Annotated in this window: 25 protein-coding genes and 2 pseudogenes; 13 read left to right on the top strand and 14 right to left on the bottom strand. The window is 61.2% G+C overall.

Annotation, left to right across the window (positions count from 1 at the left end):
• Nucleotides 1–104: 104 nt before the first annotated feature.
• Nucleotides 105–1019, bottom strand: a complete 915-nt coding sequence (locus NWV16_RS08840) for a DUF808 domain-containing protein (RefSeq protein ID WP_260522731.1) — start codon at nucleotides 1017–1019, stop codon at nucleotides 105–107.
• Nucleotides 1020–1153: 134 nt separating this feature from the next.
• On the opposite strand from NWV16_RS08840, the gene NWV16_RS08835 reads away from it, so the two are divergent.
• Nucleotides 1154–1759 carry a TetR/AcrR family transcriptional regulator gene (locus NWV16_RS08835; protein WP_065261083.1) on the top strand — a complete coding sequence of 202 codons (606 nt, stop codon included), beginning with the start codon at nucleotides 1154–1156 and terminating at the stop codon, nucleotides 1757–1759.
• A 70-nt stretch (nucleotides 1760–1829) separates the two neighbouring features.
• On the opposite strand, the gene NWV16_RS08830 is transcribed toward NWV16_RS08835, so the two are convergent.
• Both NWV16_RS08830 and NWV16_RS08825 read right to left on the bottom strand, forming a co-directional pair.
• Nucleotides 1830–2324 carry an REP-associated tyrosine transposase gene (locus NWV16_RS08830; RefSeq protein WP_260522730.1) on the bottom strand — a complete coding sequence of 165 codons (495 nt, stop codon included), beginning with the start codon at nucleotides 2322–2324 and terminating at the stop codon, nucleotides 1830–1832.
• 214 nt (nucleotides 2325–2538) lie between these two features.
• Entirely contained in the window at nucleotides 2539–2979 is a 441-nt protein-coding gene (locus tag NWV16_RS08825; RefSeq protein ID WP_085710524.1) for a GlcG/HbpS family heme-binding protein, read from the bottom strand.
• Nucleotides 2980–3260: 281 nt separating this feature from the next.
• On the opposite strand from NWV16_RS08825, the gene gcl reads away from it, so the two are divergent.
• The 8 genes and pseudogenes from gcl (at nucleotide 3261) to NWV16_RS08785 (ending at nucleotide 12780) form a co-directional block, all read left to right on the top strand.
• Nucleotides 3261–5036 (top strand): glyoxylate carboligase, encoded by a 1776-nt coding sequence (gene gcl, locus NWV16_RS08820; protein WP_260522729.1) that lies wholly within the window; start codon nucleotides 3261–3263, stop codon nucleotides 5034–5036.
• A gap of 176 nt (nucleotides 5037–5212) precedes the next feature.
• Nucleotides 5213–5995, top strand: a complete 783-nt coding sequence (gene hyi, locus NWV16_RS08815) for a hydroxypyruvate isomerase (protein WP_260522728.1) — start codon at nucleotides 5213–5215, stop codon at nucleotides 5993–5995.
• Between the two features lie 41 nt (nucleotides 5996–6036).
• Nucleotides 6037–6930 carry a 2-hydroxy-3-oxopropionate reductase gene (locus NWV16_RS08810; RefSeq protein ID WP_260522727.1) on the top strand — a complete coding sequence of 298 codons (894 nt, stop codon included), beginning with the start codon at nucleotides 6037–6039 and terminating at the stop codon, nucleotides 6928–6930.
• Between the two features lie 154 nt (nucleotides 6931–7084).
• On the top strand, nucleotides 7085–8359 hold the full coding sequence (locus tag NWV16_RS08805) for a glycerate kinase (RefSeq protein WP_260522726.1): 1275 nt from the start codon (nucleotides 7085–7087) through the stop codon (nucleotides 8357–8359).
• A complete protein-coding gene (gene pyk / locus NWV16_RS08800) occupies nucleotides 8356–9771 on the top strand; it encodes a pyruvate kinase (protein WP_260522725.1) in 1416 nt (471 codons plus the stop codon). The genes NWV16_RS08805 and pyk overlap by 4 nt, the downstream gene beginning before the upstream one ends.
• 145 nt (nucleotides 9772–9916) lie before the next feature.
• Nucleotides 9917–10831 (top strand): urea transporter, encoded by a 915-nt coding sequence (locus tag NWV16_RS08795; RefSeq protein ID WP_260522724.1) that lies wholly within the window; start codon nucleotides 9917–9919, stop codon nucleotides 10829–10831.
• Nucleotides 10832–10852: 21 nt separating this feature from the next.
• Nucleotides 10853–11677 carry an ion transporter gene (locus NWV16_RS08790; protein ID WP_260522723.1) on the top strand — a complete coding sequence of 275 codons (825 nt, stop codon included), beginning with the start codon at nucleotides 10853–10855 and terminating at the stop codon, nucleotides 11675–11677.
• Between the two features lie 104 nt (nucleotides 11678–11781).
• A pseudogene (locus NWV16_RS08785) lies at nucleotides 11782–12780 on the top strand (sulfate ABC transporter substrate-binding protein).
• A gap of 88 nt (nucleotides 12781–12868) precedes the next feature.
• Here NWV16_RS08785 and NWV16_RS08780 read toward each other — a convergent pair.
• Nucleotides 12869–13489, bottom strand: a complete 621-nt coding sequence (locus NWV16_RS08780; RefSeq protein ID WP_260522722.1) for a DUF5666 domain-containing protein — start codon at nucleotides 13487–13489, stop codon at nucleotides 12869–12871.
• A gap of 242 nt (nucleotides 13490–13731) precedes the next feature.
• On the opposite strand from NWV16_RS08780, the gene NWV16_RS08775 reads away from it, so the two are divergent.
• Nucleotides 13732–14919: an MFS transporter gene (locus tag NWV16_RS08775; RefSeq protein ID WP_260522721.1), complete on the top strand. Its 1188-nt coding sequence runs from the start codon at nucleotides 13732–13734 to the stop codon at nucleotides 14917–14919.
• A 36-nt stretch (nucleotides 14920–14955) separates the two neighbouring features.
• Here NWV16_RS08775 and NWV16_RS08770 read toward each other — a convergent pair whose 3' ends face one another.
• On the bottom strand, nucleotides 14956–15360 hold the full coding sequence (locus NWV16_RS08770) for a type II toxin-antitoxin system HicB family antitoxin (RefSeq protein ID WP_260522720.1): 405 nt from the start codon (nucleotides 15358–15360) through the stop codon (nucleotides 14956–14958).
• Nucleotides 15360–15572, bottom strand: a pseudogene (locus NWV16_RS08765) (type II toxin-antitoxin system HicA family toxin). Before NWV16_RS08765 ends, NWV16_RS08770 begins: the two are co-directional and overlap by 1 nt.
• 173 nt (nucleotides 15573–15745) lie before the next feature.
• Between NWV16_RS08765 and NWV16_RS08760 the strand changes: the two are divergent.
• From NWV16_RS08760 to NWV16_RS08750, 3 genes are all read left to right on the top strand, one after another.
• On the top strand, nucleotides 15746–16633 hold the full coding sequence (locus NWV16_RS08760; RefSeq protein WP_260522719.1) for a LysR family transcriptional regulator: 888 nt from the start codon (nucleotides 15746–15748) through the stop codon (nucleotides 16631–16633).
• An 85-nt stretch (nucleotides 16634–16718) separates the two neighbouring features.
• Complete coding sequence (locus tag NWV16_RS08755; protein WP_260522718.1) at nucleotides 16719–17186, top strand: helix-turn-helix domain-containing protein; 468 nt, start codon at nucleotides 16719–16721, stop codon at nucleotides 17184–17186.
• Complete coding sequence (locus tag NWV16_RS08750; RefSeq protein WP_260522717.1) at nucleotides 17183–17758, top strand: PIN domain-containing protein; 576 nt, start codon at nucleotides 17183–17185, stop codon at nucleotides 17756–17758. The genes NWV16_RS08755 and NWV16_RS08750 overlap by 4 nt, the downstream gene beginning before the upstream one ends.
• A gap of 52 nt (nucleotides 17759–17810) precedes the next feature.
• On the opposite strand, the gene NWV16_RS08745 is transcribed toward NWV16_RS08750, so the two are convergent.
• From NWV16_RS08745 to NWV16_RS08710, 8 genes are read right to left on the bottom strand one after another with little or no spacing between them, the layout of a single operon-like run.
• A complete protein-coding gene (locus tag NWV16_RS08745; protein ID WP_260522716.1) occupies nucleotides 17811–18218 on the bottom strand; it encodes a hypothetical protein in 408 nt (135 codons plus the stop codon).
• A gap of 25 nt (nucleotides 18219–18243) precedes the next feature.
• Nucleotides 18244–19443, bottom strand: a complete 1200-nt coding sequence (gene ccmI, locus NWV16_RS08740; protein WP_260522715.1) for a c-type cytochrome biogenesis protein CcmI — start codon at nucleotides 19441–19443, stop codon at nucleotides 18244–18246.
• On the bottom strand, nucleotides 19440–19910 hold the full coding sequence (locus tag NWV16_RS08735) for a cytochrome c-type biogenesis protein (protein WP_260522714.1): 471 nt from the start codon (nucleotides 19908–19910) through the stop codon (nucleotides 19440–19442). The genes ccmI and NWV16_RS08735 overlap by 4 nt, the downstream gene beginning before the upstream one ends.
• Entirely contained in the window at nucleotides 19907–20443 is a 537-nt protein-coding gene (locus NWV16_RS08730; protein WP_260522713.1) for a DsbE family thiol:disulfide interchange protein, read from the bottom strand. The genes NWV16_RS08735 and NWV16_RS08730 overlap by 4 nt, the downstream gene beginning before the upstream one ends.
• Complete coding sequence (locus NWV16_RS08725; protein ID WP_260522712.1) at nucleotides 20440–22428, bottom strand: heme lyase CcmF/NrfE family subunit; 1989 nt, start codon at nucleotides 22426–22428, stop codon at nucleotides 20440–20442. The genes NWV16_RS08730 and NWV16_RS08725 overlap by 4 nt, the downstream gene beginning before the upstream one ends.
• Before the next feature lie 3 nt (nucleotides 22429–22431).
• Nucleotides 22432–22887, bottom strand: a complete 456-nt coding sequence (gene ccmE / locus NWV16_RS08720) for a cytochrome c maturation protein CcmE (RefSeq protein WP_065261104.1) — start codon at nucleotides 22885–22887, stop codon at nucleotides 22432–22434.
• Entirely contained in the window at nucleotides 22884–23060 is a 177-nt protein-coding gene (ccmD, locus tag NWV16_RS08715; protein WP_008055370.1) for a heme exporter protein CcmD, read from the bottom strand. The genes ccmE and ccmD overlap by 4 nt, the downstream gene beginning before the upstream one ends.
• Nucleotides 23057–23812 carry a heme ABC transporter permease gene (locus NWV16_RS08710; RefSeq protein WP_260522711.1) on the bottom strand — a complete coding sequence of 252 codons (756 nt, stop codon included), beginning with the start codon at nucleotides 23810–23812 and terminating at the stop codon, nucleotides 23057–23059. The genes ccmD and NWV16_RS08710 overlap by 4 nt, the downstream gene beginning before the upstream one ends.
• Nucleotides 23813–23846: the final 34 nt, after the last annotated feature.

The following is a 23846-nucleotide window of genomic DNA, read 5'->3' as shown; positions in this document are numbered from 1 at the left end:
AATCTGTTCCAACCGTTACTGGAGAACAGCGGTGCGGAGTCTACGAATGTCCTCAAAACAACAATGTAGGAACAATCTGAAAGAAATGTGGGACGCGCGAGTTTTTAGCCCTTCAGCGCTTTCCAGATTTTGCCGACGACCGACACAACAGCCAGCACCACCGCCCCCGCCACAACCCCCGCCACGCCATTGAGCAACACAGGCACCGCAAACCCGGCGCTGCCCGCCGCTGCGGCAACGCTCTCGATCCAGTGATGCACCACCGGTACGCCGTGAGTCAGGATGCCGCCGCCGACCAGGAACATCGCCGCCGTGCCGATCACCGACAGGCCTTTCATCATGTACGGCGCGGCGCGCAGGATCGCGTTGCCGATGCGTTTCGCCGCAGCGCCGGGCTTCTGGGTCAGCCACAGGCCGAGGTCATCGAGTTTGACGATGCCGGCCACCAGGCCATAGACGCCCACGGTCATGACGACCGCGATGCCCGACATCACGATCACTTGCTGGGTCAGCGAAGCCTCGGCCACGGTGCCGAGGGTGATGGCGATGATTTCGGCCGAGAGGATGAAGTCGGTGCGGATCGCGCCTTTGATCTTGTCCTTCTCGTAGGCCACCAGATCGGTCGCCGGATCGGCTACGGCCTCGGTCAACTGCGCATGCCCGGCCTGATCTTCGTCCTTGCCGTGCAATAACGGATGTGCGAGTTTTTCGAAGCCCTCGAAACACAGATAGGCACCGCCGACCATCAACAACGGAGTCACCAGCCACGGCACAAACGCACTGATCGCCAGCGCCGACGGCACCAGGATCAATTTGTTGACGAACGACCCCTTGGCCACCGCCCATACCACGGGAATTTCCCGCTCGGCGCGTACACCGGAGACTTGCTGGGCATTGAGCGCCAGGTCATCGCCGAGTACCCCGGCGGTCTTCTTGGCGGCCATTTTGCTCATCAGCGCCACATCGTCCAGCACGGTGGCGATATCGTCGATCAGCACCAGCAAACTGCTTCCTGCCATGAACCTTGTTTCCTTTTGTGAATAATGCCGCGCAGCATACCGTGACTGCGGGCCGCACGGTGCATTGTTGAGCGTCGCGCGAGGCCGGTGCTACCATGCGCAACCGCCAGTACAGGCAAGGAACCACCGGGTTTATGAGCACAATCCGCGAGCGCAACAAAGAACTGATCCTGCGTGCCGCCAGTGAAGAATTTGCCGACAAGGGCTTCGCTGCGACCAAAACCAGCGACATCGCCGCCAAGGCGGGATTGCCCAAGCCCAACGTCTACTACTACTTCAAGTCCAAGGAAAACCTCTACCGCGAGGTGCTGGAAAGCATCATCGTGCCGATCCTGCAGGCCTCGACCCCGTTCAACCCGGACGGTGTACCGAGCGAAGTGCTGAGCGGCTACATCCGCTCCAAGATCCGCATCTCCCGCGACCTGCCGTTTGCCTCGAAGGTATTCGCCAGCGAGATCATGCACGGCGCCCCGCACCTGAGCGCCGACCTGGTCGAGCAACTGAACAGCCAGGCCAAACACAACATCGACTGCATCCAGATCTGGATCGACCGCGGCCAGATCGCCCCGGTCGACCCCAACCATCTGATGTTCAGCATCTGGGCCGCGACCCAGACCTACGCCGACTTCGACTGGCAGATCTCCGCCGTGACCGGCAAGGAAAAGCTCGACGAAGCGGATTACGAGGCGGCGGCGCAGACGATTATCCGGTTGGTGCTCAAAGGCTGCGAGCCGGACTGACGCCTCCGGTGACTTCATCGCTAGCAGGTGAGTTCCCACCCTCCTCCATCCGCAAACCCTCCCGTGGGAGCTAGCCTGCTAGCGATGAAGACGACCCGATTTTGGCTTGAGCCCAAATTGCATCCCACAACGGATAGTCAGACAGCTTTTCCACCAATCCAGCCCGCAATGGGTTAGCCACGACATACCGTGCCAACTTCACCAACTCCTCTTCCTGGCGAAGAGCTTGGTCATAGAACCCCTTCTGCCAAAGATTGATTTTTCCACCGGTGAACTGGTTTACGGCTTTGGTGCTGAGTGATTTTGTTCGTTGCATCAACTCACCGAGCGATCCGCTCTTTAGTTCAATGAGCCAGTGGAAGTGATCAGGCATAACTACCCACGCCAGAGAGTTCGCATGACCCTGTTTTTGCGCCAAAACAAACTGATCAGCCACTAACCTGCCCAAGGCAAAATCCCTGAAAAACGGTTTTCTCTTATGAGTATTGGAAGTGAGTAAATAAATGCGATCAGGCTCGGCATGGCGGCCGATCCTCAGGCGGTGTGAAGCGGGTGAATTGGACATTGATGAGCTTCCTCCATGATTGCAATCATGAAGCAAGCTAGCCCTGAAAATGCTGGAGTGCGGTTCAGATCCTTGTCAGGTTGTGTCTGCCAGGCGGCCATCGCGAGCAGGCTCGCTCCCACAGGGGGTTTAAGGTGACCACAGAAATGTGTCTACCTGTGACCACTTGTAGGAATGACCCTGCTCGCGACGGCGTCAGTTCAAACGCCGAACATCAAGCCGCCACCCCCGCATCCGCCCGCAGATCCAGGGCCTCTACAGCCTTGATCGCCACCTGCTCATCGACATCCGACAGATCGCCGCTGATGCCGATCGCTCCCAGCACGTTACCAGCCTGATCACGGATCAACACACCGCCCGGTGCCGGCACGACGCTGCCCTGCCCCATGCTGTTGAGTGCGGCGATGAAGGCCGGACGTTGTTGCGCGTCCAGCGCCAGCAGGCGTGAGCCCTTGCCCAGGGCAATGGCGCCCCAAGCCTTGCCGATGGCGATGTTCGGGCGCAGCAGACTGGCGCCGTCTTCGCGTTGCAAGGTGACCAGGTGGCCGCCGGTATCCAGCACTGCAATGGTCAGCGGCGCAGCGGAGATCGCCCGCCCTGCGCTGATGGCTTCGTTGACCAGGTTGACTGCGACTTTCAAGGTTAAAGCGCTCATGGTGCCGTCCTCATTTTGTTATTGGGAAAGCCGTTGGGCTGCGTTTTTTGCTGCGCGCTTGCGTCGCAGCCCGATGCCACAAATAGAACACAATGAATTATTTTTTTGTATACAATAATTCTCGAAAAGCGCCCTATGCGACGAAAAGCCACAGCAGAATCGGCTTCCGACGAATGAAACAGGCGCTTGAGAAAATGGATTGACCTGCGCCGTCCGCCGTGAATACACTCTGCGCAAAAGCCACTTGTATACAATTACAAAACGTAAAGAGGCACAAAACCATGAGCAAAATGAGAGCAATCGAAGCCGCCGTTCTGGTGATGCGCCGTGAAGGGGTCGATACCGCTTTTGGCATTCCGGGTGCTGCGATCAACCCGCTGTATTCCGCCCTGAAGAAAGTTGGTGGCATCGATCACGTCCTCGCTCGCCACGTTGAAGGCGCCTCGCACATGGCCGAGGGCTACACCCGCACCAAGGCCGGCAATATCGGCGTGTGCATCGGCACTTCCGGCCCGGCCGGCACCGACATGGTCACCGGCCTGTACAGTGCCTCCGCGGACTCGATCCCGATCCTCTGCATTACCGGCCAGGCGCCACGTGCCCGTATGCACAAGGAAGACTTCCAGGCCGTCGACATCACCAGCATCGTCAAGCCGGTGACCAAGTGGGCGACCACCGTTCTGGAGCCGGGCCAGGTGCCTTATGCGTTCCAGAAAGCCTTCTATGAAATGCGCTCCGGCCGTCCGGGCCCGGTGCTGATCGACCTGCCGTTCGACGTGCAGATGGCCGAGATCGAATTCGATATCGACGCCTACCAGCCACTGCCGCTGGCCAAGCCGAGCGCCACTCGCGTGCAGGTTGAAAAGGCCCTGGCACTGCTCGATCAGGCCGAGCGTCCATTGCTGGTGGCCGGTGGCGGCATCATCAACGCCGACGCCAGTGACCTGCTGGTGGAGTTCGCCGAGCTGACCGGGATCCCGGTCATCCCGACTCTGATGGGCTGGGGCACCATCCCGGACGATCACCCGCTGATGGTCGGCATGGTCGGTCTGCAGACTTCACACCGCTACGGCAACGCCACCCTGCTGAAATCCGACGTGGTATTGGGCATCGGTAACCGTTGGGCCAACCGTCACACCGGTTCGGTCGATGTCTACACCGAAGGCCGCAAGTTCATTCACGTCGACATCGAAGGCACCCAGATCGGACGCGTGTTCACCCCGGACCTGGGCATCGTGTCCGACGCCGCCGCCGCGCTGACCGTGTTCATCGAAGTCGCCCGTGAATGGCAAGCCGCCGGCAAACTGAAAAACCGCAGCGCATGGTTGAAAGACTGCCAGCAGCGCAAGTCCAGCCTGCAACGCAAGACCCACTTCGACAACGTTCCGGTCAAGCCGCAACGCGTTTACGAAGAAATGAACCAGGTGTTCGGCAAGGACACCTGCTACGTCAGCACCATCGGTCTGTCGCAGATTGCCGGCGCGCAGTTCCTGCATGTCTACAAGCCGCGTCACTGGATCAACTGTGGTCAGGCCGGTCCGTTGGGCTGGACCATTCCGGCAGCGCTGGGCGTGGTGAAGGCCGATCCGAACCGTAAAGTCGTGGCCCTGTCGGGGGACTATGACTTCCAGTTCATGATCGAAGAACTGGCGGTCGGCGCTCAGTTCAATCTGCCGTACATCCACGTCGTGGTGAACAACTCGTACCTGGGTCTGATCCGCCAGGCCCAGCGCGGGTTCGAAATGGACTACTGCGTGCAGCTGTCCTTCGATAACCTGAACGCGCCGGAACTCAACGGTTATGGCGTCGACCACATCGCCGTCGCCGAAGGCCTGGGCTGCAAGGCGCTGCGTGTGTTCGAACCGGCCGACATCGCCCCTGCCCTGCGCAAGGCCCAAGAACTGATCGAAGAGTTCAAGGTGCCGGTGATCGTCGAAATCATTCTGGAGCGTGTGACCAACATCTCCATGGGGACCGAGATCAACGCCGTCAACGAATTCGAAGACCTGGCGCTGGTCGGCAACGACGCACCAACGGCGATTTCGTTGCTCGATTAACTGCTGACCGCTCCCACTGTGGGAGCGGGCCATGTGGCGAGGGAGCTTGCTCCCGCCAGGGTGCGAAGCGTCCCCGAAAGCTATGCGACTGCTTCGCAGCCGAGCGGGAGCAAGCTCCCTCGCCACACAAGCCCGCTCCCACAAGGGGAACCTCACAAGATTTACGGGAGACCACCATGCCGCGTTTCGCAGCCAACCTGTCCATGCTGTTCACCGAACAGGATTTCCTTGCCCGTTTCGACGCCGCCGCCAAGGCGGGCTTCAGCGGTGTCGAGTACCTGTTCCCGTACGATTTCAGCTCAGCCGAAATCAAGGCCAGACTCGACGCCAACGGTCTGACCCAAGTGCTGTTCAACCTGCCGGCCGGTGACTGGGCCAAGGGTGAGCGCGGTATCGCGTGCCTGCCGGACCGGGTCGAAGAGTTCCGCGCCGGGGTCGATCTGGCCATCGCTTACGCCCAGGTGCTGGGCAACACCCAGGTCAACTGCCTGGCCGGTATCCGTCCGCAGGGTGTGGACGATGCCACCGTTGAAAAGACCTTCGTCGCCAACCTCAAGTACGCCGCCGAGAAGCTGCAAGCCGTCGGCATCAGACTGGTGATGGAAGCGATCAACACCCGCGACATCCCGGGTTTCTATCTGAACAACACGGCGCAGGCCCTTTCGATTCGCGAGCAGGTCGGCAGCGCCAACCTGTTCCTGCAATACGACATCTATCACATGCAAATCATGGAAGGCGATCTGGCCCGCACCCTGCAATCGCATCTGGCCGAAATCAACCATGTGCAGCTCGCCGACAACCCGGGCCGCCACGAGCCGGGCACTGGCGAAATCAACTACCGCTTCCTGTTCGAACACCTCGATCGCATCGGTTATCAGGGCTGGGTCGGCTGCGAATACAAACCGCTGACCACCACGGAAGCGGGCCTCGGCTGGCTGAAGACCCACAACGCGATCTGACCCCATTTGCTTGAGCAAGACAAAAACAAGAGGAATTTCTCATGGCTAAAATCGGATTTATCGGCACCGGCATCATGGGCCACCCAATGGCTTCGAACCTGCAGAAAGCCGGTCACAGCCTGTTCCTGTCGGCGCACCACGACGCCGCGCCTGCCGATCTGGTCGCCGCTGGCGCCGTCGCCCTGGCCAACCCGAAAGAAGTGGCCCAGGAAGCTGAATTCATCATCGTCATGGTGCCGGATACCCCGCAGGTCGAAGACGTGCTGTTCCGCGCCGACGGCGTCGCTGCCGGTATCGGCAAAGGCAAGGTGGTAATCGACATGAGCTCGATCTCGCCGACCGCCACCAAGGCGTTCGCCGCGAAGATCAACGAAAAAGGCGCGCAATACCTCGACGCCCCGGTGTCCGGCGGTGAAGTCGGAGCCAAGGCTGCGACCCTGAGCATCATGGTCGGTGGCGATGCCGGTGCCTTCGAACGCGCGCTGCCGCTGTTCCAGGCCATGGGCAAGAACATCACGCTGGTCGGCGGCAATGGCGACGGTCAGACCGCCAAGGTGGCGAACCAGATCATCGTTGCCCTGAATATTCAGGCCGTCGCCGAAGCCCTGCTGTTCGCGTCCAAAAACGGTGCCGATCCGGCCAAGGTGCGTGAAGCGCTGATGGGTGGTTTCGCCTCCTCGAAGATCCTCGAAGTGCACGGCGAGCGCATGATCAAGGGCACCTTCGATCCGGGCTTCCGCATCAGCCTGCACCAGAAGGACCTGAACCTGGCCCTGCAAGGCGCCAAGGAGCTGAGCATCAACCTGCCGAACACCGCCAACGCCCAGCAAGTGTTCAGCACCTGCGCGGCCATCGGTGGCAGCAACTGGGACCACTCGGCGCTGATCAAGGGCCTGGAACACATGGCCAACTTCTCGATTCGCGACAAGAAGTAAGCCCTGCCAAACCGCATCAAACCTGTGGGAGCGAGCCTGCTCGCGAAAGCGGATTCACATTCAACGGATCTGTTGACTGACACACCGTCTTCGCGAGCAGGCTCGCTCCCACAAGGTACGCATCCCCCAATAACAAGAATTCCGGGAGCCCGCCATGTCGGTCGATCCGCAACAACTGCTGCGCGAGCTGTTTGCCACAGCCATCGACGCGGCCCATCCGAACCAGGTCCTTGAAGCCCATCTGCCGGCCGATCGCACAGGTCGCGTGATCGTCATCGGCGCCGGCAAGGCCGCCGCTGCCATGGCGCAAGTGGTCGAGCGCTGCTGGGAAGGTGAAGTCTCGGGCCTTGTGGTGACCCGCTACGGTCACGGCGCCCCGTGCGAAAAAATCGAAGTGGTCGAAGCCGCGCATCCGGTGCCGGACGCTGCCGGTCTGGCCGTGGCCAAACGCGTGCTGGAACTGGTCAGCAACCTGACCGAAGAGGACCGCGTGATTTTCCTGCTGTCCGGCGGCGGCTCTGCCCTGCTGGCGCTGCCGGCCGAAGGCATCACCCTGGCCGACAAACAGTCGATCAACAAAGCCCTGCTCAAATCCGGCGCGACCATCGGCGAGATGAACTGCGTGCGCAAGCACCTCTCGGCGATCAAGGGCGGACGCCTGGGCAAGGCTTGCTGGCCGGCGACTGTTTATACCTATGCGATTTCCGATGTACCGGGCGACCTCGCCACGGTTATCGCCTCCGGCCCGACCGTGGCCGACCCGAGCACCAGCGCCGAAGCACTGGCAATCATCAAGCGCTACGGCATCGAAATTCCGGCTTCCGTGCGCACCTGGCTGCAAAGCCCGGAATCGGAAACCGTCAAACCCGGTGACCCGAGCCTGGCCCGCAGTCACTTCCAGTTGATCGCCCGCCCTCAACAATCGCTGGATGCTGCAGCGGTGAAATGTCGTCAGGCCGGTTTCAGCACGCTGATCCTCGGCGACCTGGAAGGCGAATCCCGGGAAGTGGCGAAAGTCCACGCCGGTATCGCGCGCCAGATCATTCATCACGGTCAGCCCCTGGCGGCACCGTGCGTGATTCTCTCCGGCGGCGAAACCACCGTGACCGTGCGCGGCAATGGCCGTGGTGGACGCAACGCCGAATTCCTCCTCAGCCTTACTGACAACCTCAAGGGCCAGCCCGGCGTCTATGCGCTGGCCGGTGACACCGACGGCATCGACGGCTCGGAAGACAACGCCGGCGCGATCATGACCCCGGACAGCTATTCACGCGCCGCTACCCTGGGCCTGAGCGCCAGCGACGAACTGGACAACAACAACGGCTACGGCTACTTCGCGGCGCTCGATGCGCTGATCGTTACCGAGCCGACCCGCACCAACGTCAACGACTTCCGCGCCATTCTGATCCTCGAGAGTTCCAAATCATGACGCCTGACAAAAAAGTCAAAATCCTCGCGACCCTCGGGCCTGCCGTCGACGGCATCGACGACATCCGTGAGCTGGTCGAGGCCGGGGTCAACATCTTCCGCCTCAACTTCAGCCACGGCGATCATGCCGACCACGCCAAGCGCTATCAGTGGATCCGCGAAGTCGAGCGCCAGCTCAACTATCCGCTCGGCATCCTGATGGACTTGCAGGGGCCGAAACTGCGGGTCGGCAAGTTCGCTGACGGCAAGGTGCAACTGCATCGCGGTCAAGCCTTCCGCCTCGATCTGGACGCGACACCGGGCGACGAACGCCGGGTGAACCTGCCGCACCCGGAGATCATTACGGCGCTGGAAGCCGGCATGGATCTGCTGCTGGATGACGGCAAGCTGCGCCTGCGGGTCGTGACCAAATACAGCGACGCGATCGACACCACCGTGCTCAACGGCGGCGAGCTGTCGGATCGCAAAGGCGTGAACGTGCCGCAGGCCGTACTCGACCTGAGCCCGCTGACCACCAAGGATCGTCGCGACCTGAGCTTCGGCCTCGAGCTGGGTGTGGACTGGGTGGCGTTGTCATTCGTGCAGCGCCCGGAAGATATTCGCGAGGCCCGCGCGCTGATCGGCGACAAGGCGTTCCTGATGGCGAAGATCGAGAAACCCTCAGCCGTCCAACAACTGCGCGAGATCGCTGAATTGAGCGACGCGATCATGGTGGCCCGTGGTGATCTGGGCGTGGAAGTGCCGGCCGAAAGCGTGCCGCAGATCCAGAAAAACATCATCACCACCTGCCGCCAGCTCGGCAGACCGGTGGTGGTGGCGACGCAGATGCTCGAATCGATGCGCTTCTCGCCTGCCCCGACCCGCGCCGAAGTCACCGACGTGGCCAACGCCGTGGCCGAAGGTGCCGATGCGGTGATGCTGTCGGCGGAAACCGCGTCCGGCGAGTACCCGCTGGAAGCCGTGCAGATGATGAGCAAGATCATCCGCCAGGTCGAAAACGGTCCGGACTACCAGACCCAGCTCGATGTCAGCCGGCCCAAAGCCGAAGCGACCGTGTCCGATGCCATCAGCTGCGCGATTCGCCGGATCAGCAACGTGCTGCCGGTGGCGGTGCTGGTCAACTACAGCGAGTCCGGCGCATCGAGCCTGCGCGCATCGCGGGAAAGGCCGAAGGCGCCGATTCTCAACCTGACGCCGAACCTGCAGACCGCTCGCCGCTTGAGCGTGGCGTGGGGTATTCACTCGGTGGTCAATGATCGCCTGCGTCAGGTGGACGAAGTGTGCTCGACCGCGCTGGAAATCGCTCAGGCTCAAGGAATGGCCGAGCGTGGCGATACGTTGCTGATCACCGCGGGTGTGCCGTTTGGTCAGCCGGGGTCGACTAATTCGCTGCGGATCGAAACATTGATTTAGCGCCTCACCGGCCTCTTCGCGAGCAGGCTCGCTCCCACAGTTGATTTGTGTGCACCACAAACTCGATGACTGAACAAAGATTCAATGTGGGAGCCAGCCTGCTGGCGAAGCAGGTGACTCGGTTTCACTGACTTTCAGAACTGCCATGCCTGCCAACCATTTCAACACCCACTGCCCCGACTGGGCCGAAGCCTTGCTCAACGGTTTCAGTCAGATCTTCCTGCAGCGCCACCCTTTGTGTGGCCTGTTGTGCCTTTTGGCCATTTTATTTACCGCACCGGTGCTGTTCGCCGGCGCGTTGCTCGGCGCTGTAGCCGGGTTGCTCACCGCGCAACGCCGCAACTACGCCAAGGCTGATCGCCAGGCCGGAGTGTTCAGCTACAACGGCGTGCTGATCGGTCTGTTGCTGAGCCTGTATTTCCCTTGGTCGCCAATGCTGCCACCGCTGATTCTGGCCGCCGGTGGCCTGAGCGCGATGATCACGCAGCAATGGCTCAAACGCGCACGTCTTACCGAATACCTGCCCGCCTACACCGCGCCGTTCGTGATGCTGGGCTGGGTGTCTCTGTGTTTCGCCGAGCCTTCGACGCCGGCCTCGGCGCTTGAACCGGACACACTGAACCTGCTCGGTGCCGCCCTGAAAGGCTTCGGTCAAGTGATGTTTCTCGACCATCCACTGGCCGGTGCATTGATCGCTGCCGGTCTGCTGATCGCCGATCGCCGGGCCTTTGCCTGGGCACTGCTGGCCTCGGCGCTCGGTCTGGGTTCCAGCCTGTTGCATCACGACAGCCAGATCGCGCTGCTCGGTCTGGGTGGCTACAACGCGGTGCTCGCGGCCCTCGCCTTCAGCGCCCAACGCCAGCACTCCTGGTTGCCGCTGTTCGGCATCGGCCTGGCGCTGCTGGTGACGCCGCTATTTGCGGCCCTTGGCCTGGCGACCCTCACGGCACCTTTCATTCTTGCCTGCTGGCTGCTGCGCACCGGCATTCGCCTGATGCGCCAGCCGGAAATGAACGCGGCGCCTTGCGCTGACGGGGAGAATCAACCTAGGCTGCGCTGATTTATGGCCAGGGCGATTTGAATGAACGGCAACAACACGTGGCGAGATCGCCTTTACGTGGTCATCTTCCAGACTGACACAGTCGCGGGACGTCGATTCGACAAGACCTTGTTGCTGATCATCCTCGCCAGTCTGGTGACGGTGATCCTCGACAGCATCGATGACATCCACCAGAACTACGCCGACGTGCTGGCGTACATCGAGTGGGGCTTCACAGTCATCTTTCTCGGCGAATACCTGCTGCGTCTGTACTGTTCGCCCAAACCGCTGCGCTACGCCTTCAGTTTCTATGGGCTGGTGGACTTGCTGGCGATCGTGCCCGGGATCCTCGCGCTGTATTACAGCGACGCCCAGTACCTGCTGATCATCCGGGTGATCCGGATGCTGCGGATCTTCCGCGTGCTCAAACTCGGCCCATATCTGAAACAGGCGCATTACCTGCTCGATGCACTGCGTGGCAGCAAGCAGAAAATCCTCGTGTTCCTGCTCAGCGTGTGCACCCTGGTCACGGTGTTCGGCACCCTGATGTACGTGGTCGAAGGCCCTGAGCACGGCTTCACCAGCATTCCCAAAGGCATCTATTGGGCTATCGTGACCCTGACCACCGTGGGTTATGGCGATATCGTGCCCAGAACCGTGCTGGGCCAGGTGATTTCGTCGCTGGTGATGATCACCGGTTATTCGATCATCGCCGTGCCCACCGGGATTTTTACCGCCGAACTGGCCACGGCCATGCGCGGCGGTCAGCTGCAGCACGATTGCCCGGTATGCAAGAAAAACAGCCATGAACACGAAGCGTCGTTCTGCTCCCGTTGCGGCAATGCGCTGTTCAAGAAAATGGAATAAGCAAAGTTCTTTTTAATCTTTAAGCGACTATGCGCGCCCCGCTATAGTCGCTGGCAAATGGCCTCACCTTTGTAAAAACACCCCCACAGAACAAGGAATGCGCAGTGAAAAAACTCTTTGGCGCCTCACTTCTCGCCGCAGGTCTTGCCTTCGGCAGCGTGGCTCAGGCCGCACCGACCCTGCTTAACGTTTCCTACGACGTGATGCGCGATTTCTACAAGGACTACAACACTGCGTTCCTGAAACACTGGCAGGCCGAACACAAGGAAAACATCACGGTGCAGATGTCTTTCGGCGGTTCGAGCAAACAGGCTCGCTCCGTGATCGACGGTTTGCCGGCTGACGTCATCACCATGAACATGGCGACCGACATCAACGCCCTGGCCGACAACGGTCAGCTGGTTCCAAAGGACTAGGTCACCCGTCTGCCGAACAACAGTGCACCGTTCACCTCCGCGACCGTGTTCATCGTGCGCAAGGGCAACCCCAAAGCCCTGAAAGACTGGCCGGACCTGCTCAAGGACGGCGTGCAGGTGATCGTGCCGAACCCGAAAACCTCGGGCAATGGCCGCTACACCTACCTGTCGGCCTGGGGCTATGTGCTGAAAAACGGCGGTGACGAGAACAAGGCCAAGGACTTCGTCGGCAAGCTGTTCAAGCAGGCGCCGGTGCTCGATACCGGGGGCCGCGCCGCGACCACCACGTTCATGACCAACCAGATCGGCGACGTACTGGTGACCTTCGAAAACGAAGCGGAAATGATCGCCCGCGAATTCGGCCGCGACCAGTTCGAAGTCATCTACCCGAGCGTCTCCGCCGAAGCCGAGCCGCCGGTGTCGGTAGTCGACAAAGTCGTCGAGAAGAAAGGCTCCCGCGCCGCCGCCGAGGAATACCTGAAATACCTGTGGTCGCCGGAAGGGCAGGAAATTGCCGCCGCCAACTACCTGCGTCCGCGTGACCCGGCGGTGCTGGCCAAGTACACCGACCGTTTCCCGAAAGTCGACTTCCTGTCGGTCGAAAAGACCTTCGGCGACTGGCGCACCGTGCAGAAGACCCACTTCAACGATGGCGGGACCTTCGACCAGATCTACAACGGCCAGTAAGGCGTGAGCTGACATGAAAAAGGCGACCTGAAGAGGTCGCCTTTTTTGTGGGCAAATCCCCTCTCCCTTGGGGAGAGGATGAGGGCTGTTACATCGGTGGTTTCACGCCATCCTTGCCCGCCGAGATCGTTTGCGCGGTCAGCGTGCCGTCCGCGCTCTGGGTCACGAAGGTCACAATCTTCACCCCGACCTTGAGCAGGCTGCGATCACCCGGCGTCAGATTGACGATCGGCACGTCCTCCGGCACCAGGATCTTCTGCTGACCGCCCTTGTAGTTGACGGTCAGCACCCGACCGTTGCTCACCACCAGATCGCCGACGCTGCCATTGGTCATGCTGCTGCCCTTGGCCAGGTCGAACGGCCGATGGCCATCGCCGCTGCCGGCCAGCTCCGCTGGGAATACGTGAACCTCCAGCGCCTTGAGCGAGCCATCCTCCTGGGGAATGGCTGCCGAGCCGATGTAACTGCCGGGCTTGATGTCTTCGATATTGGCCAACGTGACGGCGCGGACCTTGGTGTCCGGGGTCAACTGGACCACGACGTTTTCGCCCGTATTGACGTGCACCTTGAGCGAGTCAGGGCCGACCCCGGTGATTTCGCCGCGTACGCCCATGCGCATCCCCGGGGCTTCGCCGGCGAAGACACTGCCGGCGCCGAGCACGCCGATCATCAAAAGAGTCGTGGTGTGGCGAAGCAACTGTTGAAACATCGCAATCCTCCGGTTGTGCGCAGTTGGAAATCCACCGACAACATAAGCACGCTATCGAACAAGATGTAAGTGAATGTATCATCGCCTCTGATCGGACGGACGCAAGGTTCGCCGATGGACGACGGATGTTCGACGCCATCTATTCCGCAACGGAATAACTGATATCGATCCGGGGCTTCTACCGCCCGCCCGCTTCGTCCCTTAGCCTCACCGCATTCCTTTTCGCCGGATCGAGAAACCCTATGACCGCCACAACTCACGCAATGACCCGAGGCATGGTACTGCTGTTCGCTTTCTGCTGCGGCGCCATCGTTGCCAACATCTATTACGCCCAGCCGATCATCGGCCTGATTGCACCGGACATCGGCCTGACCGACACCATGGCCAGTTTCATCGTGTCGCTGACCCAGATCGGTTATGCGCTGGGGCTGTTCTTCCTGGTGCCGCTGGCGGATCTGCTGGAAAACCGCCGTCTGATGATCATCACCACGGTGGTCGCGATTGCCAGCCTGCTGGGTGCGGCATTTACCGATCAGCCCAATGTGTTTCTGCTGGTTTCGCTGCTGGTGGGATTCAGCTCGGTGTCGGTGCAGGTGCTGATTCCATTGGCGGCGCATCTGGCGCCGGAGGAGTCCCGTGGCCGGGTGGTCGGCGGGATCATGGGGGGTTTGCTGCTGGGGATTCTGCTGGCGCGTCCGGTATCAAGCGTGGTCGCCGACCATCTCGGCTGGCGGGCGATGTTCATGATCGCGGCGGCGTTGATGGCGGCGATCAGCGTGGTGCTGATGCTGACCGTACCCAAACGCCAGCCGGATCACAGCGCCTCCTACGGGCAGTTGATCGGCTCGCTGTGGACGCTGTTGCGCCAGCAACCGGTGCTGCGTCAGCGGGCGTTCTACCAGGCCTGCATGTTTGCCACCTTCAGCCTGTTCTGGACCGCCGTGCCGCTGGAACTGGCGCGCAACCATGGCCTGTCCCAGAGTGAAATCGCGATCTTCGCCCTGGTCGGCGCCATCGGTGCCATCGCCGCCCCGATCAGTGGACGTCTGGCCGACGCCGGCCACACCCGCGTCGCCTCGCTGCTGGCCATGCTGTTCGCCAGCCTGAGCTTTCTGCCCGCCTTCATCCACCCGGCCTACAGCGTGATCGGCCTGGCCGTGACCGGCGTGGTGCTCGACTTCTGCGTGCAGATGAACATGGTGCTCGGCCAGCGTGCGGTCTACTCCCTCGACGCCAAAAGCCGCGGCCGCCTCAACGCGCTGTACATGACCAGCATATTCATCGGTGGTGCCTTCGGCTCGTCGGTGGCCAGTGCGGTGTACGAGCATGGCGGTTGGCTGTGGATCGTGATTGTCGGCAGTGCATTCCCGCTGCTGGCGCTGGTGCGGTTTTTGAGTGCTTCGCAAAAAGCCGTCATGGCGACGGCTTGAGTGGTGCGGGGCGCTGCGACCGGCAGCGCCCGACGCTCAATGCCGGACCAGTTTTTCCATGGCGGCATCCGCCAGAAAGGATGAACGGCTTTTGACGTTGTGTTCTCGCACATAGCGGTCGATCCGCTGGATGACATAACCGGGCAAGGTCACGTTCACTTTCTCGGTCTTGCCCATGTACGGCGAGATGTCCAGCTCCAGCATGCCCCAGCCCATGTCGGCAAATTCCGGGTTGTTGCGATGGGCTGCCGCTGAGGTCGGCATCGGAATCGAATCCCCATCCGCTGCGATCTCCTGCAGCATGATGTGGGCAATCTCGACGGCTGCGTTGTAGGCATCTTCAAACGTATCACCGGCCGTTACCGCGCCGGGAATATCGGGGATCTGAATTCCGATGGCGGTGCTTTCATCACCCCACTCGATGCAGATTGGGTATTGCATTACGAATCTCCTGTGTCACTGGCGGGCGGGTTGTACAACCCGGCGCGCCTCCTGATGCTGTTGACCGTTCCGACCGGCAAATCCTTCTACGGGTGAGGAACGGGAATCGTGTAAGGGTTGTAACGGTGCGTGAAGATGTGATGACTGCCGGTAATCCGATCCAGCGTCCAGCCTGCTTCCTCCAGCTCCTTGATCAATAACCTGCTCTGCACCAACCGCCTCCTTGCTTCGGCTCAACAAAAGTAACCCTAGAGTTATCTTTACTCAAGCACAGAAATTCGCAGCACGACGTTCGGTTGTTTTGCAGCATGTGATTGGTGCAGTGTCTTCGGACCCGATTAAACTTGGCTGCCATGCTTGCTCCCCTCTATTTCAAGGACCGCTGATGGACCGTCTCGCCGCCATGGAAACCTTCGTCTACGTCGTGGAAACCGGGTCGTTTTCCGCCACCGCCCGGCGACTGGAAATCGGCCAGCCCGCCGTGTCGAAAACCATCGCGCAACTCGAAACCCGCCTCGGCGTGCGCCTGCTGTTGCGTTCGACCCGAGGCCTGACGCCGACCGAAGCCGGGCTGGCATTTTTCGAGCGGGCCAAGCGTGCGCTCGAAGAAGCCGACGAGGCCGACAACGCTGCCCGTGGTGTGGCCGGCGGCCTGAGCGGCAATCTGCGGGTCAGCACTGCCGTGACCTTCGGCCGGATGCATGTGGTTCCACAGCTGGGGCCGTTTCTCGATCAGCACCCGCAACTCAATGTCGACCTGTTGCTCGACGACCAGAACATCAATCTGGTGGAAGAAGGCATCGACATCGCCCTGCGCCTTGGGCCGCTCAGCGACTCCGGCCTGACGGTACGCAAGATCGCCGAATGCCGGCGCGTCATTGTTGGCACTCCGGCCTACTTCGCCAGTCACGGTGAACCCGCCTGCCCTGCCGATCTGGCACAACACCGCGCCGTCATCTACAACCGTGGCGGCGGTGCGACCTGGCACTTCAACAAGGATGGTGAAGAACAGTCCGTGACCGTCCATGGCCGCCTGCGCGTCAGCGCCGCCGAAGGTTTGCGTGAGGCGGTGCTGGCCCATCAGGGTCTTGGACTGGGCTCGGAGTGGATGTTTGCGCCGGAACTGGCCAGCGGCGCAGTGAAGGCTGTCATGAGCGATTGGGTGTTGCCGAAGCAGGAGCTATGGGCGGTGTTCCCGACCGGCAGGATGGCCAGCGCCAAGGCGCGGGCGTTTGTTGAATATGTGCAGGGGTTGTTGGCGAGAGCGTTGTAAAACCAGCACTCGTTTCGTTTATTGCGATTTTCGCTTATTTCGAATAGCGTTCCCGGTATTACTCATTCCCAAAGCCGGACTCGCCATGTCAACCGTTATTCATCCCTCCATCAGCATTCCCGTAGAACGTGAAGTCAAAGCCGCCATTGAAGGACAGCGCGCCTTGGTTGCCTATCTCGCAACCGGTTTCGAGACTCAGTACATCCAGATTTTCGACGAGCAGAATGAAGCTCATCGCGTCGAACTGCCCACCTCGGCCTTGCGCCTGCTGATCGACATTCTGGCGGAGCTGGCAGCCGGCAACGCGGTCCAAGTCGTGCCGGTGCATGCTGAATTGACGACTCAGGAAGCCGCCGACCTGATCAACGTCTCACGTCCACACCTCATAAAACTGCTAGAAAGCGGCGAGTTGTCCTACCACAAAACAGGCAAGCACCGACGTGTGCGTTTTGCCGATCTGATGGACTATAAGACCCGGCGCACCACCGCCAGCGAGCAGGCAATGGCGCTTCTCGCAGAGCAAGCTCAGGCGTTAAGGACAGGATACGAGTGAGGCATTCCTCTTTTACCGCTTTGTACGATGCATGCGTCTTGTACCCCGCCCCCTTGAGAGACTTCCTCATGTGGCTTGCCCTCTCGGGACGATTTCGGGCGCGATGGACCCAGGAGATTCACCGTGAATGGAAACGCAATCTGCTGAAGAACCGCCCGGATCTGACAATGGAACAGCTGGACCGTACGTCCGGCCTGATGGATCAAGCCATACCCGACGCTTGTGTCCATGACTATGAAGACCTGATTGCCGGCCTCACCTTGCCCGACTGCAATGATTGTCATGTTCTGGCAGCGGCCATCCGCTGCGGCGCAAGCGTGATAGTGACGTTCAACCAGAAAGACTTTCCCTGCAGATCGCTGGAGCGTTTCGGCATCGAAGCGCAGCATCCGGACGAGTTCGTCGACAACCTCTTGGGGCTTGATCCGGCAGCAGTGGTTGCAGCGGCCCAAAAACAGCGTCGGCAGCTGAAAATGCCTGCCATGGACGTCGGACCCTTTCTTGATCTACTGCAACGACAAGGCCTGAGTAAATCGGTCCAGGCACTAAGCAGCTATCACGCGATGCTTTGAAAGCTCATGACCCTGGATAGCAAAACGGCGATCCCAGGATCGCCGTTTTTCATTACTCCCCGAACTGTTTGCCCAACCCCGCCGGTACACCGTGGATATTGGTCTCCTCCCACGGTCCGTTCGGGCTGATCGAGCGGCTCCAGCCGTTGTTCCAGCGGTAGTAGGTGCGCTGGCGGTAGAAGGTGTTGGGCTGGTCATCCAGCACGTACACGCCCAGCTTCTGATCCCAATGGCTGTTGCCGCCCGGTGGCGGGGCGAAGCTTGCTGAGGTGCGCGGTGCGGGTTTCGACGGCTTGGCCGGAATGCCCGGTTTGCCCGGCGTCGGGCTGGTGGACGGTGTCGGACCCGGCTGTGACGGCGGGATCGGTGGCAACCTGGTCGTGGGTTCCGGCCGTTGCACCGCACATGCGCTCAAGCCCAGGGCCAGTGTAAGGACTGTGATTCGGGCGATGGCGTTCATGGCGGTGCGTTCCTGATGGTTCCGGCTATTTGTCCGGGCTGTCGATGGTCAGTTTTTGCGGCGCGGTGGTGCTGCTGGCCAGAGGCCCGCTGCGGCCTACCCACTCACCGGCGGTCGGTTGACCGGCACGGGAGACGCGCGCAACCAGTTGGACTTCAGGAAAGTTCGACAGTTTCAACTGCGGCATCATCGCGTCGGCATCGCCCAGTTCGACGGTCACCGGAAGGTCTGCGACGGTCAGGCGCTTGGCGGCCAGCGGCGCTGGAGGGCCGGAAACGGCGCGGGCGAAGATGAACACGCTGTCACCCGGTTGCACCTTGCCCTTGAGATCGCTGGCCAGATCGACGCTGACTTTGAGCAGCGCGGTTTTCGCGACCGGCGCCTGAGCCACCTTGCCGCCGCTGGCTTCAAGTTTCTCGGTCGCTCGCGCGATACCGCCCTGCAGGGCTTCACGGGATTTGTCATTCGCTGGCAGTTGTTCCAGCAGACGATTCCAGTAGTCGATGGCTTGCTGATAGCGCTCGCCTTCGAATGCAGCAATCCCGAGCAGACCGAGGCTGGTGACTTCTTTCGGATCAGCCTTCAGCGCTTCGTCGGTCAGGGCCTGGATCTTGTCCGACCACTTTTTGCCATCGGCGAAGTACTGCGCCTGCGCCCACTGGCCGAGCAGTTCCGGTTGACGACCGGCCAGGTTGGCGGCGCGCTCGAACATTTTCGCCGCGTCCGCCGGACGATCCTGAGCCATATAGGTACGACCGAGGAAATACAGGCCTTCAGCGGAATCCGGTTGCGCGGCCACGGCGCGCTCCAGCCGCCGGGTCATCTCTTCCATCGACTGCGGTGCCTGGGCGAACTCCCGGGTCAGTTCGACTTTGTCGGCGGCACCGAAATGCAGGTACAGACCGAGGCCCAGCACCGGCACCAGCACAGCCGCCAGCAGCGGCAACGGTTTCCCCAGCGTCGAAACCCGCGCCGGCGCCACGCCTTCGGTGTCGGCCAGCAACTCACGGGCCGCTTCGGCACGACCGCTGTCCATTTGCGCAGCATCGAGAACACCTTCAGCCTGCTGCAATTGCAGCTCGGCGACGCGCTCCTGATACAGCGCGACGTTCAGGGCAGTCCGATCCTCTTCACGCTGGGCGCGACGCTCGCGCAAAACAGGAATCAGCAGAAAACTCAGGGCGACCAGAAGCAACAGCCCTGCGGCAAGCCAGAAATCAATCATTCTTGGTTTTTATCCAACAGTTGGTCGAGGCGCTGACGCTCTTCAGGGGACAGCGATTGCGGAGTCTCGGCGCGTTGCCCGCGACGGCGGCGGACGATCACAGCGATGACGACAAAACCGCCGAGCAGCAATCCCGCCGGGCCGAACCACAACAGCGCGGTCCTGGCATTGAGCGCCGGTTTGTAGCGGACGAAATCACCGTAGCGATCGACCATGAAGTCGATGATCTGCTGATTGTCCTTGCCTTCGCCGAGCATGCGGAAAATCTCTTTGCGCAGGTCGGCGGCAATCGGCGCGTTGGAGTCGGCGATGTCTTGGTTTTGGCACTTGGGGCAGCGCAGTTCCTTGGTCAGCTCGCGGAAACGCTCACGATCAGCGTCTTTGGCGAATTCATAGGTGTCGATGGCGGCGTGGGCCACACCGGCCAGACTCAGCCCCAGTACCACCGCAGCAATAAAACGCTTCATGGCTTGGCCTCGTCGACCAGTGCCTGATACCTGGCCGCCAGTTTTTCGCGCCAGACCTGCTCGTCGATCACACCGACGTACTTGTCGCGGATGATGCCCTTGGCGTCGATGAAAAAGGTTTCGGGCGCGCCGTAAACACCCAGATTCAACCCCAGGGAGCCTTCGTCATCACGGATGTCCAGTTGATATGGATTGTGAAATTCGGCCAGCCACTTCAACGCATCGGCGTTGGTGTCCTTGTAGTTGATGCCGTAGATCACCACGCCGCGCTCGGCGAGTTTGTTCAGCACCGGGTGCTCGACCCGGCAGGAAATGCACCAGGTGCCCCAGACGTTGACCAGCGCCGGTTTGCCGAGGATGTCAGCCTTGGTCAGGGTCTTGTCGCCCTGCACCGCCGGCAGGGAAAACTCCGGGAACGGCTTGCCGATCATCGCCGACGGCAGCTCCGCCGGATCCAGGTACAGACCGCGATAAAGAAATACCGCCACCAGCAGGAAAATCGCCAGTGGCACCAGCATCAACCAACGTCTCATGCAGCGGCTCCTTCCATGCCCAGCGCTTCACGCACCCTGGCTTTGACCTTGACCCGGTAACGCCGGTCCAGCGCCGCCAGCATCCCGCCCAGGCCGGTCAGCAGACCGCCGAACCAGATCCAGCGCACAAACGGTTTCACATGCACCCGCACCGCCCAGGCGCCGTCGCCCAGAGGTTCACCCAGCGCGACATAGAGGTCGCGGGTGAAGCCGGCGTCGATCCCGGCTTCGGTCATCATCGAACTCTGCACGGTGTACAGGCGTTTTTCCGGGTGCAGCACAGTGACTTCGCGGCCATCGCGGATCACCCGGATGGTGCCTTTGTCGGAAGTGAAATTCGGCCCTTCGAAGTGTTTGGCACCTTCGAACACGAACTGATAGCCGGCCAGTTCCATCGACTCGCCCGGCGCCAGACGCAGGTCGCGCTCGGCGCTGTTCTGGCTCGACAACACCACGCCCAGGGCGCACACCGCGATGCCGATGTGGGCGAGATGCATGCCCCAATAGCTGCGGGTCAGGGTCGGCAGGCCCTTGATCAGGCCTTTGTGGCGCGTCTTGTCGAAGATGTCACGCACACCGGCCAGCAACACCCAGGCCGCGAGCAGGAAGGTTGCGATCACCGCCCAGTTGAAATCGCCGTAGGCGACACCGGCAACCACCGCCAGAGCGACGCTGCCCAGCAGCACCGGAGTGAGCATGCTGACCAGCCATTTCACCGGCGTGTCTTTCCAGCGCACGATCACGCCGACCGCCATCACCACCATCAGCAGCGCCATCAACGGAATGAACAGCGCATTGAAGTATGGCGGCCCGACCGACAGCTTGGCGCCGCTGATCGCATCGAGAATCAGCGGATACAAGGTGCCGAGCAGGATCATCGACGCGGCCACCACCAGCACCAGGTTGTTGCCCAGCAGCAGGGTTTCCCGTGACCAAAGATTGAAACCGACCTGGCTCTTGACCACCGGAGCGCGCAAGGCAAAGAGGGTCAGCGAACCACCGACCACGAACAGCAGGAAAATCAGGATGAACACGCCGCGCGCGGGATCGGAGGCAAACGCATGCACCGACGTCAGCACCCCGGAACGCACGAGGAACGTGCCCAGCAGGCTCAGGGAAAACGCGGCAATCGCCAGCAACACTGTCCAGCTCTTGAACACGCCGCGTTTTTCAGTGACCGCCAGCGAGTGGATCAGCGCAGTGCCCACCAGCCAAGGCATGAACGAGGCGTTTTCCACCGGGTCCCAGAACCACCAGCCGCCCCAGCCGAGTTCGTAGTAGGCCCACCACGAACCGAGGGTGATGCCGATGCCGAGGAACGCCCAGGCCACGATGGTCCAAGGACGCGACCAGCGTGCCCATGCCGCATCCAGACGACCGCCGAGCAGTGCGGCGATGGCGAAGGCGAACGCCACCGAGAAACCGACGTAACCCATGTACAGCATCGGCGGATGCACGATCAGGCCGATGTCTTGCAGCAACGGGTTGAGGTCACGACCGTCGGCCGGAATCTGCGGCAAGATCCGCGAAAACGGGTTGGAGGTGAGGATCAGGAACAGCAGAAAACCGCTGCTGATCATGCCCATTACCGCCAGCACCCGAGCGAGCATGACTTGCGGCAACTGCCGGGAGAACACCGATACCGCGAAGGTCCAGCCACCGAGAATCAGCGCCCACAGCAGCAGCGAACCTTCGTGGGCGCCCCACACCGCGCTGAACTTGTAGTACCACGGCAACGCGCTGTTGGAGTTCATCGCCACATAAGCGACGGAGAAATCGTCGGTCATGAAGGCATAGGTCAGGACGCCGAAGGCGAACAACAGAAACGCAAACTGGCCCCATGCGGCTGGCTGGGCCAGCCCCATCCAGAGGCGATCGCCGCGCCAGGCACCGAGCAACGGCACCACGGCCTGTACAAGGGCGAAACACAGCGCCAGGATCATCGCCAGATGGCCGAGCTCGGGAATGAAAATGGTGGACGTCATCGATCAACCCTCCTTCGCTTGGGTTGGCGCGGATTGACCGCTGTCCTTCAAGGCCTTGGTCACCTCCGGCGGCATGTATTTCTCGTCGTGCTTGGCCAGTACTTCATCGGCGACCACCACGCCGTCGGCGTTGAGCTTGCCCAGTGCGACGATGCCCTGTCCTTCGCGGAACAGGTCCGGGAGGATGCCGCGGTAGGTGATGGTCACGGACTTGTTGAAGTCAGTGACCACGAATTTGACGTCCAGGGAATCCGGGGAGCGTTGCAGCGACCCCTTCTCGACCATGCCGCCAGCCCGGATGCGGGTGTCCTGCGGTGCTTCGCCATTGGCGATCTGGGTCGGGGTGTAAAACAGATTGATGTTCTGCTGCAGGGCGCTCAGGGCCAGGCCGACGGCGGCGCCGACCCCGACCAGAATTGCCAGAATGATGATCAAGCGTTTTTTGCGCAGCGGATTCACTTGCCGTTCTCCCGGCGCAGACGACGCGCCTCTTGTTGCAGATACCGCTTGCGGGCCAGGATCGGCGCCGCCACGTTGAGGGCCAGCACCGCCAGGCAGATGCCGTAGGCGGACCAGACATACAGGCCGTGATGACCCATGGCGAGGAAGTCGCCGAATGACGCGAAACTCATCGAGCGGCCTCCAGGCTGTTCTGCACTTCTTCTTTTACCCAGCTGGCACGGGCCTCGCGCTTGAGCACTTCAAGCCGCATGCGCAGCAACAGCACGGCACCGAAGAAACAGTAGAAACCCAGCACCGTCAGCAGCAACGGCAGCCACATCTCGGCGGGCATCGCCGGTTTTTCGGTCAGGGTGAAAGTCGCGCCCTGATGCAGAGTGTTCCACCATTCCACCGAGTATTTGATGATCGGGATGTTGATCACGCCGACGATGGCCAGCACCGCGCAGGCCTTGGCGGCGCTGTCGCGATTGCTGATGGCGTTGCCCAGGGCGATCACGCCGAAATACAGGAACAGCAGAATCAGCATCGAGGTCAGGCGTGCGTCCCAGACCCACCACGAACCCCAGGTCGGCTTGCCCCAGATCGCCCCGGTAACCAGCGCCACGGCGGTCATCCACGCGCCGATCGGTGCGGCGCATTGCAGGGCGACGTCGGCCAGTTTCATCTTCCACACCAGCCCGACCACACCGCACACCGCCAGCATCACGTAGATCGACTGAGCGAGCATCGCGGCGGGAACGTGGATGTAGATGATGCGAAAACTGTTGCCCTGCTGATAGTCCGGCGGCGCGAAAGCCAGGCCCCAGACGATGCCGACAGCGATCAGCAGCAACGCTGCAATGCTCAGCCACGGCAGGAACTTGCGGCTGATGCCGTAGAACCACTTGGGCGAGCCGAGCTTGTGAAACCAGGTCCAGTTCATGTTGTTTCCATCACGGGTGCCGCTCATCGGTGTG

Origin of the sequence: Pseudomonas sp. BW7P1, assembly GCF_024981055.1 — a bacterium.
GTDB lineage: Bacteria > Pseudomonadota > Gammaproteobacteria > Pseudomonadales > Pseudomonadaceae > Aquipseudomonas > Aquipseudomonas bananamidigenes.
The sequence above is the reverse complement of the archived record's forward strand: the minus strand, read 5'-3'. Positions and strand labels throughout refer to the sequence as shown.

Excerpts from the sequence above, each read along its gene's own strand:
- NWV16_RS08745 (WP_260522716.1), bottom strand. The coding sequence starts at position 18,218 with ATGAACGCCATCGCCCGAATCACAGTCCTTACACTGGCCCTGGGCTTG.
- NWV16_RS08825 (WP_085710524.1), bottom strand. The coding sequence starts at position 2,979 with ATGAGCGCTTTAACCTTGAAAGTCGCAGTCAACCTGGTCAACGAAGCC.
- NWV16_RS08835 (WP_065261083.1), top strand. The coding sequence starts at position 1,154 with ATGAGCACAATCCGCGAGCGCAACAAAGAACTGATCCTGCGTGCCGCC.
- NWV16_RS08780 (WP_260522722.1), bottom strand. The coding sequence starts at position 13,489 with ATGTTTCAACAGTTGCTTCGCCACACCACGACTCTTTTGATGATCGGC.
- pyk (WP_260522725.1), top strand. The coding sequence starts at position 8,356 with ATGACGCCTGACAAAAAAGTCAAAATCCTCGCGACCCTCGGGCCTGCC.
- gcl (WP_260522729.1), top strand. The coding sequence starts at position 3,261 with ATGAGCAAAATGAGAGCAATCGAAGCCGCCGTTCTGGTGATGCGCCGT.
- NWV16_RS08710 (WP_260522711.1), bottom strand. The coding sequence starts at position 23,812 with ATGAACTGGACCTGGTTTCACAAGCTCGGCTCGCCCAAGTGGTTCTAC.
- NWV16_RS08725 (WP_260522712.1), bottom strand. The coding sequence starts at position 22,428 with ATGACGTCCACCATTTTCATTCCCGAGCTCGGCCATCTGGCGATGATC.
- NWV16_RS08760 (WP_260522719.1), top strand. The coding sequence starts at position 15,746 with ATGGACCGTCTCGCCGCCATGGAAACCTTCGTCTACGTCGTGGAAACC.
- ccmI (WP_260522715.1), bottom strand. The coding sequence starts at position 19,443 with ATGATTGATTTCTGGCTTGCCGCAGGGCTGTTGCTTCTGGTCGCCCTG.
- NWV16_RS08755 (WP_260522718.1), top strand. The coding sequence starts at position 16,719 with ATGTCAACCGTTATTCATCCCTCCATCAGCATTCCCGTAGAACGTGAA.
- NWV16_RS08770 (WP_260522720.1), bottom strand. The coding sequence starts at position 15,360 with ATGCAATACCCAATCTGCATCGAGTGGGGTGATGAAAGCACCGCCATC.
- NWV16_RS08840 (WP_260522731.1), bottom strand. The coding sequence starts at position 1,019 with ATGGCAGGAAGCAGTTTGCTGGTGCTGATCGACGATATCGCCACCGTG.
- NWV16_RS08790 (WP_260522723.1), top strand. The coding sequence starts at position 10,853 with ATGAACGGCAACAACACGTGGCGAGATCGCCTTTACGTGGTCATCTTC.
- NWV16_RS08775 (WP_260522721.1), top strand. The coding sequence starts at position 13,732 with ATGACCGCCACAACTCACGCAATGACCCGAGGCATGGTACTGCTGTTC.
- NWV16_RS08830 (WP_260522730.1), bottom strand. The coding sequence starts at position 2,324 with ATGTCCAATTCACCCGCTTCACACCGCCTGAGGATCGGCCGCCATGCC.
- NWV16_RS08735 (WP_260522714.1), bottom strand. The coding sequence starts at position 19,910 with ATGAAGCGTTTTATTGCTGCGGTGGTACTGGGGCTGAGTCTGGCCGGT.
- hyi (WP_260522728.1), top strand. The coding sequence starts at position 5,213 with ATGCCGCGTTTCGCAGCCAACCTGTCCATGCTGTTCACCGAACAGGAT.
- ccmD (WP_008055370.1), bottom strand. The coding sequence starts at position 23,060 with ATGAGTTTCGCGTCATTCGGCGACTTCCTCGCCATGGGTCATCACGGC.
- NWV16_RS08795 (WP_260522724.1), top strand. The coding sequence starts at position 9,917 with ATGCCTGCCAACCATTTCAACACCCACTGCCCCGACTGGGCCGAAGCC.
- NWV16_RS08810 (WP_260522727.1), top strand. The coding sequence starts at position 6,037 with ATGGCTAAAATCGGATTTATCGGCACCGGCATCATGGGCCACCCAATG.
- NWV16_RS08805 (WP_260522726.1), top strand. The coding sequence starts at position 7,085 with ATGTCGGTCGATCCGCAACAACTGCTGCGCGAGCTGTTTGCCACAGCC.
- NWV16_RS08730 (WP_260522713.1), bottom strand. The coding sequence starts at position 20,443 with ATGAGACGTTGGTTGATGCTGGTGCCACTGGCGATTTTCCTGCTGGTG.